Consider the following 18,519-nt stretch of genomic DNA (forward strand, 5'->3'; position numbering starts at 1 on the left):
ATTTGCGATCTCTCAGGCCTTAGTCAGATTTGCCCCGGAAACAGCAAAGCCCGCCAGCCCCTCTGGGAGGGCGCCGGCGGGCGTTTTCATGTCAGCGTTCAGCCGAGATACGGATAGAGCGGGAAACGCTCGGTCAGCGCGACCACCTTGCCCTTGACCGCGGCTTCGACTGCGGCGTTGCCTTCGTCGGAATTGGCGACTTTCAGGCCGTCCAGCACCTCGGCAATCAGCTTGCCGATCTCGCGGAATTCAGCCTGGCCGAAGCCACGCGTGGTACCGGCTGGCGTACCGAGACGCACGCCGGAGGTCACGAAGGGCTTCTCTGGATCGAACGGGATGCCGTTCTTGTTACAGGTGATGTTGGCACGGCCAAGTGCCGCTTCGGCGCGCTTGCCGGTCGCGTTCTTAGGCCGCAGATCAACCAGCATCAGATGGTTGTCGGTGCCGCCCGAGACGATATCCAGCCCCGTTTCCTTCAGGCTCTCAGCCAGCGCCTTGGCGTTGGCGACGACATTCTGTGCATAGAGCTTGAACTCCGGCTTAAGCGCTTCGCCAAATGCAACGGCCTTGGCTGCGATGACATGCATCAACGGACCACCCTGCAGGCCGGGGAAAACCGCCGAATTGATCTTCTTGGCGATGTCCTCGTCATTGGTCAGCACCATGCCGCCGCGTGGACCACGTAGCGACTTGTGCGTGGTGGTGGTCACGACGTGAGCGTGTGGCAGCGGGCTTGGATGCTCGCCGCCAGCGACGAGGCCGGCGATATGCGCCATGTCGACCATAAGATAGGCGCCGATGGAATCGGCGATCTCTCTGAAACGCTTCCAGTCCCAGACGCGTGAATAAGCCGTGCCGCCAGCAAGGATCAGCTTCGGCTTGTGCTGCTGGGCGAGCTTCTCGATCTCGTCCATGTCGAGCAAATGGTCGTCCTTGCGCACGCCGTAGGATACGACCTTGAACCACTTGCCGCTCATGTTGACGGGAGAGCCGTGGGTAAGATGCCCGCCGGAATTGAGGTCGAGCCCCATGAAGGTATCACCCGGCTGCAGCAGTGCCAGGAACACTGCCTGGTTCATCTGGCTGCCGGAGTTCGGCTGGACGTTTGCGAACTTGCAGTCGAAGAGCTTCTTGGCGCGCTCTATGGCCAGTTCTTCCGCCACGTCGACGAACTGGCAGCCACCGTAATACCGCTTGCCTGGATAGCCCTCGGCATATTTGTTGGTCATGATCGAGCCCTGGGCTTCCAACACGGCGCGCGAGACGATGTTCTCCGACGCAATCAGCTCGATCTCATGACGCTGGCGACCAAGCTCGTTACGGATCGAGCCGAAAATTTCCGGATCGGCCTCCGCGAGCGGTGTTCCAAAGAATGATTCTAGGGAGTTCGAAACGGCCGCTGCTGTTGCCATGGGGAGGAATCCTCACTGTCGGGAAAAATCACGGCGCCATTAACACAGTTGTCCCGGCACTGCCACGTTTGCGCTGCGAAATCCTTTGGCCGGATCGCGCCGTTTTTGGAATCGCCAAATCCGGCAGAACCAGCGGCTCAACAGTCGATATGGGATATGAGATCGCCGTCAGTGCGATCGATCCCACGGCCGGCTTGCGTCGACACGCAGCCGCGTTTATCTAAGCCTTGCAACCGTCGAGAAGAAAGGAGGGCTGCGTGTTCAGACATGATCAACACCGTCAGCGTGGCCCGATTCAGGCCCTGCAAATGCGTTTGCAGGGCTGACCACGAGACGATCGCATTCAAGCATCTTTATCTGGTCTGCCCCAAGGGTGGCGCGACACCGGTCAAATGCCGGCCTGTCCGCTATCGTCACAACGACGAGCCAACGCGTATCCGGCACAAACCGCCAGGCATCGGACATGCCCGGCCGCCGGCGCGGCTCGCCACTGACCAGAGAACAAATAATGGCACTGATCAATCTCAAGACACTCGGCGTCACGCTTGGCGCACGCCTGTTTTCCAATCTCGATCTCTCCGTGGAAGCGGGTGACCGCATCGGCATCGTCGCTGCAAACGGCAGGGGCAAGTCGACGCTGCTGCGGACCATCGCCGGCACATTTGAGGCGACAGATGGCGACGTCACCAAGGCGCGCGGCCTCACGATCGGCCACGTCGAACAGGACATAGCGCCGGCGCTGCTCACCCTGCCCTTCCATGAAGCCGTGCGACAGGCGCTGCCGTCGGAACAGGCGGAAAGCGAGAGCTGGCGTGCCGATGTGGTGCTGGAGACCTTCGAGGTGCCGGACGAACTGCGCAGACGTCCGCTCGGCGCACTGAGCGGCGGTTGGCAGCGGCTCGCTTTATTGGCGCGTGTCTGGGTCAATGATCCCGACGCTTTGCTGCTCGACGAGCCGACCAATCATCTCGACCTTGCCCGTATCCGCTGGCTGGAAGACTGGCTGAACGGCATGCCGCAAAGTGTCCCGCTGATCGTGGCCAGCCACGATCGCGCCTTTCTCGATGCCGTCACCAACCGCACGCTGTTCCTGCGCGCAGATCAGAGTCCAGTCTTTGCCCTGCCCTATTCAAGGGCGCGGCTGGCGCTTGACGAGGTCGATGCTTCTCAGGAACGGCAATTCCAGCGCGACATCAAAGCCGCGCAGCAACTGCGCCGGCAGGCTGCCAAGCTGAACAACATCGGCATCAATTCCGGCAGCGACCTCCTGGTCATCAAGACCAAGCAGTTGAAGGACCGAGCCGAACGGCTGGAGGATGCCGCGCGCCCGGCTCATCAGGAGCGCTCCGCCGGCGCAATCCGCCTTGCCAATCGGGGCACCCATGCCAAGCAACTGGTGACGATGGACGATGCCGAAGTGCGAACGCCCGACGGAACACTGCTGTTCAAGACCGGAAAGCGCTGGATCTGCCAGGGCGACCGCATCGTGCTGCTTGGGCGTAATGGCTCCGGCAAATCGCGATTGGTCGGCCTGCTGCGTGATGCGATTCTCGGAGGTGATGGAGGCCAATCCGGCATTCGTGCCACGCCATCGCTGGCGCTGGGCCATGTCGACCAGGCGCTGGCGGATCTCGGCAATACCGACACACCCATGGCTGCGATTGGTCGCCGCTTCGAATTCGGTGATCAGCGGCTCCGATCCTTGCTGGCGGGTGCCGGCATCGGCATCGATATGCAGGAGCGACCAATCGGCCGACTGTCCGGCGGGCAGAAGTCCAGGATAGCAATGCTGGTGCTGCGGCTCACCAATCCCAACTTCTATCTGCTCGACGAGCCCACCAACCACCTCGACATCGAGGGCCAGGAGGCGCTGGAGACCGAACTGATGGCGCATGAGGCGAGCTGCCTGCTCGTCTCGCACGACCGGAGCTTCGTGCGCACGGTCGGCAACCGCTTCTGGCAGATCGAAAATCGGAAGCTTATCGAAGTGGACGGCCCGGAAAATTTCTTTGCAACCGTCTCCGAAGAGCAGAACTGAAGCAAACCCGGGCGGACGCCATTATTTCCTGGCGCCCGCCTTTTCTGCAGACGTCTTTTTCGAATTGGTCCGCTTGTTCGCCTGCTGGCGACCGTTCAGCGCCTGATTGAGCATCACTTCGCCGATCACCGCGCGCATGGTGGTCTCGTCGATCTTACGCTCGCGCAGGAGACCGCGCAGGGCGGCCTGCTCGGCGGCGAAAGCAGCGTCCAGCATCGACTGTAGGGCGGGCTGGATGTCCTTCACGGTCGTATCTTCTTCCTCGCCGGCAGCAATGCGTTGCCGATAAGCTGGGATGAGCTGCTGGGCCGCCGCCAAACGCGCCTCGTAGAGCGCTGGCGTGGTACGCGCCTCATCCACCATCTGTTCGATACGGGCGATCGCCGCCTCGGCTGCGACCTGCCGCGCCATCCGCTCCTCGATGGCGCTCTCTTCCTCCTCATCCAGCGAAATGCCGCGTGCTACGATCGGCAGCATCACGCTGGCAAGGACCAGCGAACAGATGATGACGCCGGCCGCGATGAAAACGACGAGGTCGCGCGCCGGAAAAGGCGGGCCATTTTCGGAAATGGCTAGCGGAAGCGACAGGATACCGGCGAGCGTGATCGCGCCTCGTACGCCTGCCAGCGTCATGACCAGCTTTAGCCGAGTGGTAAGCCTGAACGTCTCTCGTCCGCGCCAGCGCTCGACAAGGCCACGCACCGTCGATCCGAAGACGATCCAGGCGAAACGAATGGCAAGCAGGATGAGCGTCAGCATCAGCACCGCCAGAACCGGCTCCCAGAAAGTGCCATAGAGCGACAGTTCCGGCGGAACGTTACGGATGATGGTTGGCAATTGCAGGCCCAGCAGCAGGAAGATGACGCCATTGAAGGTAAAGGACAGCATCTCGATCAACGCCATGTTCTGCATGCGCGCCGGAAACGAGAGGGAGCCGAATAGGCCCGCACGGGCGATAAACAGGCCGGCCGTCACCGCCGCCAGAATACCGGAAAGATGGAATTTTTCGGCCAGCAGATAGGCTGCGAAGGGCAACAGGATCAAAATGACCACTTCCACCTCGGGCCGCACATCGCCGATCTTGGCAACGATACGCAACACCTTGGCCGTCGCCCACAGCGTCGCAAAACCAGCCAGCGCACCTCCCGCCGCGACCAGCACGAAAGTCAGCGCGGTCTCGCCAAGAGAAAACTGGCCGGTAAGCGCGGCCGCTACCGCAAACCGCAGGACCACAAGGCCGGACGCATCGTTGAGCAGCGATTCACCTTCCAGGATATGCCGAACGCGCGCCGGGACCAGATCGCGCCCGACGATGGAAGACACTGCGACGGCGTCGGTGGGCGACAGCACCGCGGCAAGCGCGAAGGCGACCGGCAGAGGCACCTGCGGCAGCAGCCAGTTCAGCGCATAGCCGAAGACAACGACCGTGAAAAAGACGAGCCCGAAGGCTAGGCCAAAAATGCGCGGGGCAAGTTCGGCGAACTCGCGTTTCGGCAGCATGATGCCGTCGATGAACAAAAGGGGCGGTACGAAAACCAGGAGAAACAATTCCGGCTCAAGCTCGACCCGCAGGCCGTCTATCGGCCATGCCAGCAGGATACCGAGCCCGATCTGGATGATCGGCAAAGGCAGGGGCAAGAAGCGGACAAGGACGCCGGACGCAGCGACCAGCACCAGAAGCAGCAGGATCAGTGTAGCGACGGCCAAGTGGTTCTCCGGGTTGAGATATCCCGACCTAGACCGTTTGGAAGCACTAGGAAAGCGCGGCTAGCATCGGCAGCCTCCTCTTCCCTCAGAGCGCGCCACGACAAACTTTCTTTTTCTCTTTCCAAGCAAAGGCTTGTGCGAAGATTGTGACTCAATCTGTGATCCGCATGAGCGATCGAAAGATCTGGCCGGCGCGCTGGCCTAAACTGCCTGCTTTGCGAAATGACGAATATGGTCGACCAGCGCCCGCACCTTCAGCGGCTGACGGTGGCGCCTTGGAAAATAGAGATAGAAACCGGCAAAGGGCGGGCAATAGTCCTCCAGAAGCGGCACCAGCTCACCACGTGAGAAATAGCGTTCGAAGGTCTCCACCATGCCGAAGGTGATGCCGGCTCCGGCACAGGCCATGCGGATCATCATACCCATGTCGTTGGTGGTCATGACTGGATCGACCGCCAGTTCAAAATCGCGACCGTTTTCGGTGAATTCCCAGCGATACGGCGCGGTGTCCGGTCTAGGCCTCCAGCCAATGCAGACATGCTCCGTAAGATCTCGCGGGTGAAGTGGCTTGCCGCGCCTTGCGAGATAGTCACTTGAAGCGACGGCGCATTGCCGTTGTTCCGATGAAACCGGCACTGCGATCATGTCCTGGTCGATGACCTCGCCCAATCTGACGCCTGCATCATACCCTTCAGCGACGATATCGAAGTCTTCATCCGTGATGGTGACATCCAGTTTCACCTCCGGGTGAGCCATGAGAAAACCGGCAAGCAAGGGCCCCGAAATGAACCGCTCGGCAATCGAGGACACGGCGACCTTCAGCAGGCCGGAGGGACGCTGCTGTGTCTCTCGAACAGCCTGCACCGCGTCGGCAATGTCTCGCGCCGACGGCCGGACCATTTCGTAGAATATCTCGCCGGCTTCGGTCAGGCTGACACTACGGGTGGTCCGTTGAATCAGCGCGGTACCTACCCGGTCCTCAAGGCGTTGCAGCGCTTGGCTCACGGCTGATCGGGTGACACCCAGACGTTCGCCTGCCAGACGGAAATTGCGCGCTTCCGCCACGGCGAGGAATACCGAGATGCCATCGAAATCATCGATCATTGGTTAATTTTACTAACCAAGCCACTCCAGATTGGCAAGTCGATTGCGCCAACCAGCAACCTTATGTTCCTCCCGTCAACCGACCAAAAGGCATGCGCGACGCCCCATCCAGAAGGCTGGGAAAGGAGATCGAACGATGAAGGCACTCAGCAACGGCTATCTGTTTTGCCTTTTACTGGCTGCGCTTTCACCGCAGCCGGCGCAGGCATCGGAAAGCGCTAACAATTCAGGCAATAAAGTCGAGGAACGACAGATGACACAGCACCCCTATGTCGGGATGTGGACGACCGATGATGGCCGGGTCCGTCACGAGCTACTACCCAATGGTCGCTATGACGAAGCGCGCGGCAGTCGGCAAAGCGCCTATCAGGGCCGTTATGAAGTCACCGGCTCTCACATTGAATACTGGGACGACACCGGCTTCACCGCCGACGGCGATTTCGTCGACGAAAACACCCTTCACCACGGCGGCATGATCCTGCGCCGCCAATGATCAGCGCCGAGCCGCCGCTGACGTCAACCTACGCGACCAGCCAGGCCGCCGATATCGTCGTTGGTGAGACCATCGTTCGGCCAACAGCAAGCGCGCACTAAGCAGACGCCGCAGGGCCGCCTAGGCGGCCCTGCGTTGTTGCTCTGGGAAACTGGCTATTCGCCGGGCACTGGCGCGAGATCGCCACCGAATACGCCGCTCTTTTCTTCGCGCTGTTCGCGCTGAGCCTTCGCACGTGCAATGACCGCTCGGCGGTTGACGGACTTACGTTCGGCATCGATGCGCTTGATCAACAGGTCGGCGCGCTCGACGCTCCCCAGCAACGCCAGCAACGCGCCGCGTTCGCCAGGAGCGATGCCCTGGCCTGCAATCAAAATCTGTGCCCGAAGCTGTTCGACCTCAGGGAAATTGACATGGCCTGCCGGCATTTGCGGTGCCTTCACACCGAAATCGGGCAGGATCTCACGAAGGTCGAAATCCAGCTTGTCGAGTGCGGTGTCGACGATCGCCTTGCCTTGCGTTCCAAAGGTCTCGCGGCGGACACGGCGTGCCACCTGATGGAGTTGCTCGGCGAGCGCCGCGGTGAAGTCCGCTTCTTCGATCAGGCTGGCGACCAGGTCGAGTTGATCCATCGGCATATCGGACGAAAGAAGAGCGGCCGAATAGGAGCGGATATCGCGCGACAGGATATCGGTCGCCAGATAGTGCTCGCCCGGATCGTTCGGCGCGCTTTTCTTGGAACGGGCAATATCGAGGAACAGCGCACCGGCTTTGAGATGACGCTCTGTCTCCTGCTCCACGGCGGGCACTGCCTGGCCGAGATCACCAGAGAAGCGGCGGTCGAGATACTTCGGCACCGAGAAATCCTCGACGTCGTCTGCCTCGGTATGGCCGATACGCGAGAGCACGCGCTCGAAAACACCAACAAAGGGAAAGAGCAACAGCGTGTTGAAGACATTGAAGAATGTCGAATACAAGCCGACAGCGACCGGTACCAACGGGAACGTGTCCTTGCCGTCGACGACCACCGGGACGCCCGGGTCACCACCGAACCATTGCATCGCCCAGCGCAGCACCTCGATGGAAACGAAGAACAGCGGAACAGTAATCAAGACACCGATGATGTTGAACGACATATGCGCATAAGCCGCGCGCTTGGCGTTCTTGGAGAGATTGAGCGAAGCCATCCATGAAGTGATCGTGGTGCCGAGATCAGCTCCCAGCGAAAAGGCGACAGCCGTGGTCCAGTCGAGCACGCCGGCTGCGCCCAGGCCCATAACGATGCCGATAGTGGCCGACGACGAGTGGATCATTGCTGTCACGCCGGCTGCGATCAGCACGCATTTCAGCAGGTTGAGATAGGAATCGGCCTTGAGCGTCTGCAGCAACTCCATGACTTCGGGCATGTTGCGCAGCGGGCGCAAACCACCGGTCATCAGGTTCAGCCCATAGAAAATCAGCGCAAATCCCATGCAGGCAAGTGCGATGTTGCGCACTTTCTCGCTTTTGGCGAAGACATAGACCAATGCGAAGATACCGCCGAGAATCAGGCCGAGCGGACCGAGCGGCAGGGCAATCAGGCCATTGCCCAGCGTGGTGCCGATATTGGCGCCCATGATGACGCTGATCGCAGGTCTCAGCGCGACGACGCCGGCATTGACCAGGCCAACCACCATGACGGTCATGGCAGTCGAGGATTGGATCACACCGGTGATCAGTGTGCCGGCGAGCACACCTTTGATCGGCGTGCCGGCGGCCTTGGCCAGAAAATCGCGCATTTTGTTGACTGAAAGCGCCTGGATGCCGTTGGCCATGAATTCCAGACCGAGCATGAAGATGCCCAGACCGCCGATGACGGGAACGAGAATGTCCTTGAAGATGTCGACCTGCATGTCGGTATGCCTTCCTGTGTGGACAATGCCGGCGCCTGCGAAGGCGCTCTAGTTGTTCAGGTTCGTAAGGGTCTGCGACCAGTAGCGGTCGACTTGGCCGGCGAGTTCGGACGACACCGGGATGTAACCCAGCGTACGCGCATCCTTGGCGCCGGCGGCGTAAGCCAGTCTGAAAAGATCAAGGACACGCTCGGTCCGCTCGATGCCTCGATCTTTCGGCACCACCGCATAGGTGATGGCAGCCATCGGATAAGCACCGGCGCCAGGCATGTTGGTCGTGTCGGCGAAGAAGTGCCGGGAAGCGTCCCATGCGATATTCGCCAGCCCAGCAGCGAAACTTTCAGGTGCAGGTGCAACGAAGACGCCCGCTTCGTTCTGCAACTGCACGACTGGCAGGCCAGCGCGCGCCACCTGGCCATGTTCGAGATAGGTGATGCTATCGGTGGTCGCCGCAACCAAAGCTACCAGATTGCCGGTGCCCTCGGCGCCCTGCCCTACGGCCCAATTGATCAGCGTTGCCGCACCGAATTTCTGCCGCCATTCGGCACTGGTTTTGGAGAGATAGCTGGAAAAGACGAATGTCGAGCCGGACCCATCCTGACGCCACAGCGCCTTGATGGGGCGATCCGGCAGTTGGATGCCCTGGTTGAGCGCGACGATCGCTGGATCGGACCAGTTCTTGACCTTGCCGGAAAAGATGTCAGCCAGAACCGGGCCATTCAACCGCAGCTCGCCTGGCTCGACACCCGCGACATTGGCCACCACGGCGATGCCGCCCATGACGATCGGAAACTGCGCGACGTTGCGCCTGGCAACTTCTTCCGGCGAAAGCGGCGCGTCGGTCGCGGCGAAATCAATGTCCGGCTGCGAAAGCCGCATGACGCCGGCCAGCGAGCCGACCGGCTCGTAGTCCACAGTCCAGTCGAGGGTGAAATAATCGCCCCCGTCGGCGCGCGCGTCCTTGTAGGCCTTACCCCAGGCCGAGATCACCGGCGCAGCGAAGGTCGATCCCGCTCCGCGAATTGGTTCGGCGACGGCCGGCAAGGCCGACAGCATCGCCAGGCAAAATGTCCATAGCCCTGAAAAATGTCTCATGAGCGCCCCCTGCGTCCATAAGAAACGCTAGTGGCCGCCCATAACGTTAAGATGACAGGCACGCGAAACTTTGCCGAAACAACACGAGCCGCGGCCCTGGCATCAGGCAGCGCTTGCGCGCCGCGGGTTGTGGTTATTCGATTGCTGACGCTGCGCTTGCCGCATCGCCTCGCGCTCGATACGACACGACGATGGCCGCAAGGGTCAGCGTTCCCGCAACCGCGAACGTGACATGCATTCCCACGGTCACGCCCCTAACATCCACTGCCGCGCCATCCATAGCACCCGCAAAGCGGGCAAAAACGGCGCCCATGACCGAGGCCCCCGTGATAAGGCCGAGGTTTCGCGACAAGCTGAGCATGCCCGAAACAACGCCACGCCGGTCTGGTTCGACATCCGCCATGACGGCTGTGTTGTTCGCTGCTTGGAAAAGCTGATAGCCAGGCGTCAGGATGGCAATACCCGTGACATATCCTGCGACGCCGAATGTTGCCGGAACAAGTGCGAGGAGGAACGCCCCGGCCGTCATCAGGGTAAGCCCGACAACAATCACCCGAGATGCACCGAAGCGGTCGACAATCCGACCAGCCGGAATGCCCGTCAGCGTAGAGATGACCGGACCAACCGACATTGCCATACCGACGAAAGCGGCATTCAAACCAAGCGCATGGGCAAGGTAGAATGGCCCGACCACGAAAGTGGCCATCATGACCGTTGAAACCAGCGCGTTCATCGCCAGGTTGCCGCGCAGCGAGGCGTCGCGGAAAACCGAAGCGTGGATCAATGGCGAAGCCGCCTTCGCCTCGACCACCATGAACAGGCCGGCACCGGCAACCACCGCTGCCAGAAGTGCGATATTCAGCCAGCCCATATGCGTGCCACCGCCAACCGTCGCAGCAAGTGCATAGGCCGCGAGCGTAAGGCTCAACAGCAAAGTGCCGAGACTGTCAAAGCCGCGAGCCGTTCCGACCGGCTTGGACGCAGGCAAAAAACGATAGGCGAGGAAAAGGTTGAGCGCGCCGAGTGGCACCATCACCAGAAAGATTGCCCGCCAATTGACCAAAGCCAGCAGGAGGCCACCCAACGACGGGCCTAACGCGGTTCCGATTGCCGACATCGTTCCGAGCAGACCCATTGCACTGCCCGTATTTTCCTTTGCCACCGTCTCGCGAACAAAAGCCACGCTTAGAGCCATCAACACTGCAGCTCCGAGCCCCTGCAATACGCGGGCGGCGATCAGCAACCACAGCGAGGGAACCATCCCGCAGAGCGCCGAGGCAACCGTGAACACCGAGATTCCACCAATCAGCACGCGCCGATGTCCCATCAGATCGCCAAGCCGTCCGGCGGTGACAATCACGATTGTCACCGCGAGGAGATAGGCCAGGACGACCCATTGAACATGCTGGAAAGAGCTGTCGAATGCCTTCGCCAGCGATGGCAGCGCGACGTTCGCGATGCTGATGCCAAGCGAGGAAAGCAGCATCGACAACGCAAGGCAGGTCAGTGTCCAGCGCCCTGTAGGCGGAACAGTCGAAATCCGTGCTTTCGCTGCAATATGTTCGAGTGCGCTCGATTGCATCTGGGCTCCGCCTTTGCCGATATGAAATCACGGACGACAGGTAGCGCCGCGCCAGGTGTGGCGGAAGATGCATCATTTGCACTTAACTCGTGCATGTAACGCCTCATCAAAATGAAGAAGTTGGGTTATAGTTCGACCATGTCGCACCCCGATCTCAACCTGCTGATCACTCTTGACGTGCTGCTTGGCGAAGGCAGCGTCGCCCGCGCTGCCAGGAGGCTGCGGCTCAGCCCCTCGGCGATGAGCCGTGCTCTGGCCCGGCTCCGCGAAACGACGGGCGACCCACTGCTGGTTCGGGCCGGACGCGGCCTTGTCCCCACTCCACGCGCGCTTGAGCTTCGCGAACGAGTTGGCCGTGTCGTCGAAGAAGCCCAAGCCATGCTTCGTCCCGCCGAAAAGCTGGACCTGGCGCGGCTGGCCCGGACCTTCACGATGAGAAACTCGGATGGGTTCGTCGAAAACTTCGGCCCGGCGCTGATTGCCCGCATCGGTGAAGAAGCACCGGGCGTGCGGATGCGTTTCGTGCCCAAGCCGGACAAGGACAGCACACCGCTACGGGACGGCAGCGTAGATCTGGAAACAGGTGTGATCGGAACAACGACCGGGCCGGAAATCCGGGCGCAGACCCTCTTTCGCGACCGCTTTGTCGGTGTGGTACGCGCTGGGCATCCTTTGTGCGAGGGTATCGTCACGCCCGAGCGCTATGCGGCCGGACGACATGTCCTCGTCTCGCGCCGAAATCTCGACAAAGGGCCGATCGACGACGCGTTGGAAATCCTGGGATTGCAACGGCAAATCGCGACGACTGTCAGTGGCTTTCTGGAGGCGCTCGTCTTTGCGCGAACGGCAGGCCTGATCGCCAGCGTTCCCGAGCGCTATACAGGGCATCTCAGGGACGGCATGTTCCGGTTTACGATCCCCCTTGCCCTGCCCGAAATTACAATTTCGCTTCTGTGGCATCCACGGCACGATGCCGATCCGGCACATCGTTGGCTGCGCAGTTGCGTGCGTGACGTTTGCGCGGAAAAACAAAGGGCCATCGGCGTTGCCGCCGATGGCCCTGATTGATCGCTCGATCGACTTCTTAAAGCGACGAGGTAATCTGCAACTCGTCGACGCCGTCCCGGCGATAGACATCGTCGCGGAACTGCACCACGCCGGGACCGGTCGACCAGGCCGAGATATAGGTGAAGTAGACGGGCACCGGGTTGGTCACGGGAACAGGCGTGTTGACACCCGACTTGATCGTTTCCTCGAAATGCTGGCGGCTCCAACCCTGTGTGTCGCGCAGAATCCAGGTGACGAGATCGCGCACATTCTGCACGCGAACGCAGCCCGAGGAATCGAAGCGCATCAGTTTGCCGAACAGGCTCTGCTGGGGCGTATCGTGCATATAGGTGGCATGCGGGTTCGGGAAATTGATCTTCACCGAAGCCATCGCGTTGATCTTGCCCGGATCCTGGCGGAAGCGGAACTTGGCTGCATCCTCAGTGTTCCAGTCGATCGTGGTCGGATCGATCTCATTGCCGTCCGGTCCGAGGATGTGGATGTTGTTTTCCGTCAGATATTGCGGATTTTTGCGCATCAGCGGGATGATGTCCTTACGGACGATCGATTCCGGCGCATTCCAGTACGGATTGACGATGATCTCGTTGATCTTCGAATTGAGGATCGGCGTCTGGCGGTCGATCTTCCCGACGATAGCGGTATGGCGCGAAACGACGCGGCCGTTCTCCACGGCCTCGATCTGAGCGGCCGGAATGTTGACCATCACATAGCGCTGGCTGAGATCCCCTGACATCGAGCGTAGGCGGACCAGATTGGTTTCGAGCTGACCGAGACGAACCGGTGCCGACACGTTCAATGCCGCGAAGGTGTATTTGCCGGTAACGCCGTCTGCCGGCAGGCCATGGCGGATCTGGAAGCGTTTGACCGCTGCATCAACATAGGAATCGAACGATTCCGACAGACCGGCACTCTGCGACAGATCGCCGGACACCATCAGGCGCTTGCGCAGTGGCACAACATCGGGATCGGAAACGCCGAGCTGCAATTTCTTGGTCGCAGGAACCTCTGGCCAGCCGCCCTGAGCGACGATGTCGCGATACTGGCCGATGGCCTGCTCGGTATAGCTCACGGTCTGCGGGCTGAAGATCGGCAGCGTCGAGGCGACCTTGCCGCCTTGGCTGGCACGCGCATCGAAGGTATCGTCCCAATTCCCCTGTCCCGCCGCCTTCAAGATTCCGTCGACGGCATCCTGGGCACTGGCGGTTCCGGCAGCGAAAGCCACGGCGAGCGCGGAAGCTCCGGTAAGAAACAGACGGCGGCTGGTGTTCATGGGCGTTCCAGACTTGTTCAACAATTCGACGATCGGCCGTTGGGCTCTAACTTGCGGCCCGCACTCTATGGTTGCCATCCTTAACATTTAGCCAACCATATCTCGCATCTCGCCGATGGAAAACGCACGATCGCGAGAGCAGACCAGTCAGCCAAGCAAGCTGCACCGTCCGGTTTCTCGCTTTCACTGGAATATGGCGGCAATTGGGCGTGAAGCCCGCCCTTTCGAGCTGCTCCGCACGAAAGAAAGGGCCAGTGCCATTTCGGCACCGGCCCTTTCCGGAGACTTTGGCCCCCTCCTCCCGCTTCATTGGCGCGGTGTAACGTTACTCCGCCGAAGCGCCGCACAAGAAAGCTCGCCCCGCTTTTGCAGGCCGGGGTTCCCAATGCCAGCCGCTTACATGCGGTAAGCGATGGTGTCGTTCCAGAAGCGATCCAGGCGCTGCAGCGCGCGGTTCATCTGCTTGAACTCGTCCTGATTGATGCCGCCGACCTGCTCGATCGAACCGATGTGGCGCTCATAGAGACCGGCAACAACCTCGGCCACTTCGTTGCCTTTGTCTGTCAGGCTGACGCGGACCGAACGACGGTCGATGCGCGAGCGCTGATGGTTGATGAAACCGAGGTCCACGAGCTTCTTCAGATTGTAGGAGACGTTCGAACCCAGATAGTAACCGCGCGAGCGCAGCTCGCCGGCAGTCAGCTCGGCATTACCGATGTTGAACAGCAGCAGCGCCTGGACAGCATTGATGTCGGAACGGCCATTGCGATCGAACTCATCCTTGATCACATCAAGCAGACGCCGATGAAGACGTTCAACCAGCTGAAGAGATTCCATGTAAAGCGTGCGGATGGACTCGCGGCGCTCATCGATAACATTGGCGGTCTTCGCCACAGGACGCGAATTGATCATTGTCTTTGCCTCTCGTTTGTCGCCCGGTGATTTTTTGTTTTTTGTCACCTTGATCGCGACACTATCGAATACCTATAAAATTCGACTTAAACGCCAGGGCTAACAAGAGCTTACCGGTAAGAGGTTTCGAGAGAGGGTTAATGAAAACCCCGCCGAGGGGAGAAAATTAACCTAAAGATTTAGCGAATGGCCGAAGGAGCCGAAATCACCCACGTCGGCGACGTCTCTGGATATGAACGACGAGTCTCAGCGCTATGTAGACCGCAGCCACCGCTGCATGTGTTGCGACGATCGCCCAGCGCTCGCCGAAAAGCTGCGGATAGCCCGCATACATGATGGTCTCGGTCAGGGCGCAGATGAACCAGATGACTGGCCCCCAAGATGCCAGCATCCACAAGCCGGCGGCCGCAAACGGAAAAAAGACCGCCAGGGTGGCAGCGGCCAGTTGCCAGTGCACGGGCATCAGGTCGAAGCGCCACAGCGGTCCAGGATAGAAGCCGATCAGCCGGATCCAGTAGAGAACGCCGAAACCCAGGCAATAGACCGCAACGATACGCTGGAACCATTCGAAAGTCAGTTCCGCCGTCGAAGACTCCAGCACGACGCGGTTTTGCGCGCCGTCGTTCACAGCGCCAGTTCCCGCTGACCCAATGGCGCGAAATAAGGATCGACGTCGGCTGCAGCTACGGAACCAAGCTCGGCCGGGCGCCATTTCGGTCGGCGGTCCTTGTCCACAATGGCAGCGCGGATGCCCTCATAGAAATCGTGACCTCCCAGCATGCGCACCAAGATGCGGAACTCCATGCGCATGCAGTCGTCCATTGACATCGAATGGCCGGCACGAATCTGTCGGAACGCGACGTTGAGGCTGGTTGGGGAACGTTGCGCAATGATCGCCAGCGTCTTGGAGGCGAATTCGTCACTGGCGGCCTCGGCTTCAAGACTGGCAATGACGGCCGCCAACGTATCCTTCGAAAAATGCCGCGCGATCGCATCGAACACCGATTGACTGGTTTCGGCGTCGGGACGGACTGAATGGCTTTGCAGGACCGTCTCGACATCTCCGCTGTCGGTCAAGCGCCGGATAATGTCCTCCTGATCGGCCCCCTTGATTGCGTGGGTGGCCAAGCCCGACCACAACGCATCGCCATAGCGGATGCGCTCTCCCGTCAGCGCGAGATACATGCCGAAACTTCCCCGGAGCTTCGGCAGCAGGTGGCTTCCGCCCACATCGGGAAAAAATCCGATGCCAACTTCAGGCATCGCGAATTGGGCATTTTCAGTAAGCACCCGGTGTGAACCGTGAAAGGAAAGACCGACACCACCGCCCATCACGATGCCATCTATCAGCGACACGTAGGGCTTCGGGAAGCGAGGAATGCGTGCATTCAGCCGGTACTCGTCGGCAAAGAACTCGACAGGCGGCTTGCCGGCCTTGCCGCCTTCATAGACTGCCATGATGTCGCCGCCGGCGGAAAAGGCCCTGCCCTCGCCCTTCAACAACACGAGATCGACTGCAGGATCGGCCTCCCAGGCGTCCAGCGCACGTGAAAGCGCATTGATCATGCGGTGGGTAATGGCGTTGAGCGCCTGCGGACGCGCCATTGTCACGAGTCCTGCCCGGCCCATCCTTTCGAAGCGGATTTCCTCGCCGCCGCCAAAGTCCATTGCCATAGAATCCTCATCCATATGCACTGGAAGTGCTAAGCGCCCCCCTCCGGCACGTCAATGCCGGCTGCCTTGCCGTCAGCGGCCGGCCCAACGAGGCAGCGAATGGACTGCGACCATCGGCCCATGCTGCATCCGCCGCTGGCACAACCATGCCGCATTGGTCGCCCCGGCCAGCACGTGGTAGAAAATCGCCAATCGGAGTTTTGGCCATGAACAAGTTCACCCTCACAAAACCAGCCGGCGCTCGCAGTGTCGATGAAATCACCGGCTCCCGCCGCTTGCGGCGCATGCGCAAGGCCGACTGGTCGCGCCGCCTGGTTCAGGAAAACCGGCTGACCGTCGATGACTTGATCTGGCCAATCTTCCTGACGGGTGGAACGAATGTGCGCGAGCCGATCGATGCCATGCCCGACGTCTTTCGTCTCAGCGTCGACCAGGCGGTTCGCGAAGCCGAACGTGCCGCCAAGCTGGGCATCCCGGCGATCGCGACTTTCCCCAATATCGAGGCAGGACGCAAGGACGAGACCGGCTCGCATATTCTCGATCCCGACAACCTGATCAATGCCGCGACGCGTGCCATCAAGGCGGCTGTTCCACAGATCGGCATCATCACCGACGTCGCACTCGATCCGTTCACCAGCCACGGCCATGACGGCATCCTGCGCGATGGCATCATCGTCAACGACGAGACCGTCGAACAGGTTGCGGCCGCCGCAGTGCTGCAGGCGGCGGCGGGCGCCGACATCATCGCTCCGTCGGACATGATGGACGGCCGTATCGGTGCGATCCGCGACGCATTGGATGCCAATGGCTTCCAGGATGTCGCCATCATGTCTTACGCGACCAAATTCGCTTCCGCCTTCTATGGCCCTTATCGCGAGGCGATCGGCACGCAGGGACTGCTCAAGGGCGACAAGAAAACCTACTACATCGACCATGCCAACAGCGACGAGGCTGTGCGTGAGGCTGAACAGGATCTCGCCGAAGGCGCCGATATGCTCATGGTGAAGCCCGGCCTGCCCTATCTGGACATCATCCGTCGGCTCAAGGACGAGTTCGCGATGCCGACATTCGCCTACCAGGTGTCCGGCGAATACACGATGATCAAGGCAGCCGCCGCCAATGGCTGGATCGACGGCGAAAAAGTGATGATGGAATCTCTCCTGGCCTTCAAGCGCGCCGGCTGCGATGGCATCCTCACCTATTTCGCACCAAGAGTGGCTGAAATTCTGAAAGGCTGAACGCCGCATCGTGGTTCGGTGGCTTTCCGAGCGCACGGCCACCAAGTGTGGAGGCGCTGAAAGCCTTCAGCGCAAGGCAATATGGTCGGCCTCAGTACTTCTGCGGCACATAAAGTTCCGGCGGCAACACAGCGCGTTCATATTCCGGGTTGAAGACACGTTCGGGCAGCGTGATCTCATCATGCGGCACCTCCTCATAGGGAACCTGCTGCAAAAGGTGATCGATGCAGTTCAGGCGCGCCCGCTTCTTGTCGTTGCCTTCGACGATGAACCAGGGCGCTTCCGGGATGTTGGTGCGCGACAACATCTCTTCCTTGGCCTTGGTATACTGCTCCCAGCGCACGCGCGACTGCAGGTCCATAGGCGATAGCTTCCACTGCTTCATCGGATCGTGGATGCGCATCAGGAAGCGCATCTGCTGCTCTTCATCCGTGATCGAGAACCAGTATTTCACCAGGATGATGCCGGAACGGACCAGCATGCGTTCGAATTCCGGCACGTCGCGGAAGAATTCTTCGACTTGATCCGGCGACGCAAAACCCATCACTCGCTCGACACCGGCTCGGTTGTACCAGGAACGGTCGAACAACACGATCTCGCCACCGGCCGGCAGATGCGGAACATAACGCTGGAAGTACCACTGCGAGCGCTCGCGCTCCGTCGGCGCCGGAAGCGCGACAACGCGGCAGATCCGGGGATTGAGGCGCTGTGTGATGCGCTTGATGACCCCGCCCTTCCCGGCTGAATCGCGTCCCTCGAACAGCACCACCACCTTGGCCTTGGTGTGAGCGGCCCAGGACTGCAGCTTGATCAGTTCCGACTGCAACCTGAGCAATTCGCGGAAATAGGTCTGCCGCTCGACGGACGGCGGATGCGTCCGCTTGTAGATCTTGGCGATCTCCTCCGAGAGTGCGGGTTCAGATAGCTCGAGCTCATAATCCTCGTCGAGCGTGTCTGCCAGTTCCGCCTCCAGCCAGTCGGCGGCGGGGGAATTGCGTTCCATTTCAGTCATGATGTGTCGCTCCGCATTCGCA

At 60.5% G+C, this 18,519-nt stretch carries 15 protein-coding genes; 4 read left to right on the forward strand and 11 right to left on the reverse strand.

All coding sequences use genetic code 11. The annotated features are described in order from the left end of the window. Positions 1-98 precede the first annotated feature (98 nt). On the reverse strand, positions 99-1,412 hold the full coding sequence (glyA, locus tag L4923_RS11855; RefSeq protein ID WP_239365140.1) for a serine hydroxymethyltransferase: 1,314 nt from the start codon (positions 1,410-1,412) through the stop codon (positions 99-101). Positions 1,413-1,920: 508 nt separating this feature from the next. Here glyA and L4923_RS11860 point away from each other — a divergent pair. Then, positions 1,921-3,450: an ABC-F family ATP-binding cassette domain-containing protein gene (locus tag L4923_RS11860; protein ID WP_239365142.1), complete on the forward strand. Its 1,530-nt coding sequence runs from the start codon at positions 1,921-1,923 to the stop codon at positions 3,448-3,450. 21 nt (positions 3,451-3,471) lie between these two features. On the opposite strand, the gene L4923_RS11865 is transcribed toward L4923_RS11860, so the two are convergent. Further along, positions 3,472-5,157 (reverse strand): Na+/H+ antiporter, encoded by a 1,686-nt coding sequence (locus L4923_RS11865; RefSeq protein ID WP_239365144.1) that lies wholly within the window; start codon positions 5,155-5,157, stop codon positions 3,472-3,474. Positions 5,158-5,358: 201 nt separating this feature from the next. Continuing rightward, positions 5,359-6,261: a LysR family transcriptional regulator gene (locus L4923_RS11870; RefSeq protein ID WP_239365146.1), complete on the reverse strand. Its 903-nt coding sequence runs from the start codon at positions 6,259-6,261 to the stop codon at positions 5,359-5,361. Between the two features lie 136 nt (positions 6,262-6,397). Here L4923_RS11870 and L4923_RS11875 point away from each other — a divergent pair, with 136 nt between their 5' ends. After that, complete coding sequence (locus tag L4923_RS11875; RefSeq protein WP_239365147.1) at positions 6,398-6,754, forward strand: Atu4866 domain-containing protein; 357 nt, start codon at positions 6,398-6,400, stop codon at positions 6,752-6,754. Between the two features lie 155 nt (positions 6,755-6,909). On the opposite strand, the gene L4923_RS11880 is transcribed toward L4923_RS11875, so the two are convergent. From L4923_RS11880 to L4923_RS11890, 3 genes are all read right to left on the reverse strand, one after another. Then, entirely contained in the window at positions 6,910-8,646 is a 1,737-nt protein-coding gene (locus tag L4923_RS11880) for a Na/Pi cotransporter family protein (protein WP_239365148.1), read from the reverse strand. A gap of 48 nt (positions 8,647-8,694) precedes the next feature. Then, complete coding sequence (pstS, locus tag L4923_RS11885; protein WP_239365149.1) at positions 8,695-9,741, reverse strand: phosphate ABC transporter substrate-binding protein PstS; 1,047 nt, start codon at positions 9,739-9,741, stop codon at positions 8,695-8,697. A gap of 133 nt (positions 9,742-9,874) precedes the next feature. Beyond that, the gene (locus L4923_RS11890; RefSeq protein ID WP_239365151.1) at positions 9,875-11,323 is read right to left on the reverse strand and encodes an MFS transporter; all 1,449 of its coding nucleotides are present in this window, start codon (positions 11,321-11,323) and stop codon (positions 9,875-9,877) included. A gap of 138 nt (positions 11,324-11,461) precedes the next feature. On the opposite strand from L4923_RS11890, the gene L4923_RS11895 reads away from it, so the two are divergent. Beyond that, positions 11,462-12,391, forward strand: a complete 930-nt coding sequence (locus tag L4923_RS11895) for a LysR family transcriptional regulator (protein WP_239365153.1) — start codon at positions 11,462-11,464, stop codon at positions 12,389-12,391. A gap of 16 nt (positions 12,392-12,407) precedes the next feature. Here the strand turns inward: L4923_RS11895 and L4923_RS11900 are convergent, their stop codons facing one another. The 4 genes from L4923_RS11900 to L4923_RS11915 all read right to left on the reverse strand — a co-directional run bounded on the left by L4923_RS11900 (position 12,408) and on the right by L4923_RS11915 (position 16,241). Then, positions 12,408-13,661 carry a L,D-transpeptidase family protein gene (locus L4923_RS11900; RefSeq protein WP_239365154.1) on the reverse strand — a complete coding sequence of 418 codons (1,254 nt, stop codon included), beginning with the start codon at positions 13,659-13,661 and terminating at the stop codon, positions 12,408-12,410. Between the two features lie 396 nt (positions 13,662-14,057). Then, entirely contained in the window at positions 14,058-14,573 is a 516-nt protein-coding gene (gene ldtR, locus L4923_RS11905; RefSeq protein WP_239365155.1) for a transcriptional regulator LdtR, read from the reverse strand. Between the two features lie 205 nt (positions 14,574-14,778). Next, positions 14,779-15,201, reverse strand: coding sequence for a DUF6163 family protein (locus L4923_RS11910; protein WP_239365156.1), 423 nt, complete (start codon positions 15,199-15,201; stop codon positions 14,779-14,781). Further along, entirely contained in the window at positions 15,198-16,241 is a 1,044-nt protein-coding gene (locus tag L4923_RS11915; protein ID WP_239365362.1) for an enoyl-CoA hydratase/isomerase family protein, read from the reverse strand. Before L4923_RS11915 ends, L4923_RS11910 begins: the two co-directional genes overlap by 4 nt. Positions 16,242-16,453: 212 nt before the next feature. Here L4923_RS11915 and hemB point away from each other — a divergent pair, with 212 nt between their 5' ends. Then, a complete protein-coding gene (gene hemB / locus L4923_RS11920; protein WP_239365157.1) occupies positions 16,454-17,485 on the forward strand; it encodes a porphobilinogen synthase in 1,032 nt (343 codons plus the stop codon). A 91-nt stretch (positions 17,486-17,576) separates the two neighbouring features. On the opposite strand, the gene ppk2 is transcribed toward hemB, so the two are convergent. Further along, positions 17,577-18,497, reverse strand: a complete 921-nt coding sequence (ppk2, locus tag L4923_RS11925; RefSeq protein WP_239365158.1) for a polyphosphate kinase 2 — start codon at positions 18,495-18,497, stop codon at positions 17,577-17,579. Between the last annotated feature and the right edge of the window lie 22 nt (positions 18,498-18,519).

It is taken from the genome of Terribium retamae (genome assembly GCF_022347545.1).
Taxonomy (GTDB): Bacteria; Pseudomonadota; Alphaproteobacteria; order Rhizobiales; family Rhizobiaceae; genus Mesorhizobium; species Mesorhizobium retamae.

Bases quoted from the DNA above. Each gene is read 5' to 3' on its own strand.
- L4923_RS11915 (WP_239365362.1), bottom strand. From the start codon at position 16,241: ATGGACTTTGGCGGCGGCGAGGAAATCCGCTTCGAAAGGATGGGCCGG.
- L4923_RS11870 (WP_239365146.1), bottom strand. From the start codon at position 6,261: ATGATCGATGATTTCGATGGCATCTCGGTATTCCTCGCCGTGGCGGAA.
- L4923_RS11900 (WP_239365154.1), bottom strand. From the start codon at position 13,661: ATGAACACCAGCCGCCGTCTGTTTCTTACCGGAGCTTCCGCGCTCGCC.
- glyA (WP_239365140.1), bottom strand. From the start codon at position 1,412: ATGGCAACAGCAGCGGCCGTTTCGAACTCCCTAGAATCATTCTTTGGA.
- L4923_RS11895 (WP_239365153.1), top strand. From the start codon at position 11,462: ATGTCGCACCCCGATCTCAACCTGCTGATCACTCTTGACGTGCTGCTT.
- L4923_RS11875 (WP_239365147.1), top strand. From the start codon at position 6,398: ATGAAGGCACTCAGCAACGGCTATCTGTTTTGCCTTTTACTGGCTGCG.
- hemB (WP_239365157.1), top strand. From the start codon at position 16,454: ATGAACAAGTTCACCCTCACAAAACCAGCCGGCGCTCGCAGTGTCGAT.
- pstS (WP_239365149.1), bottom strand. From the start codon at position 9,741: ATGAGACATTTTTCAGGGCTATGGACATTTTGCCTGGCGATGCTGTCG.
- L4923_RS11860 (WP_239365142.1), top strand. From the start codon at position 1,921: ATGGCACTGATCAATCTCAAGACACTCGGCGTCACGCTTGGCGCACGC.
- ldtR (WP_239365155.1), bottom strand. From the start codon at position 14,573: ATGATCAATTCGCGTCCTGTGGCGAAGACCGCCAATGTTATCGATGAG.
- L4923_RS11880 (WP_239365148.1), bottom strand. From the start codon at position 8,646: ATGCAGGTCGACATCTTCAAGGACATTCTCGTTCCCGTCATCGGCGGT.
- L4923_RS11890 (WP_239365151.1), bottom strand. From the start codon at position 11,323: ATGCAATCGAGCGCACTCGAACATATTGCAGCGAAAGCACGGATTTCG.
- ppk2 (WP_239365158.1), bottom strand. From the start codon at position 18,497: ATGACTGAAATGGAACGCAATTCCCCCGCCGCCGACTGGCTGGAGGCG.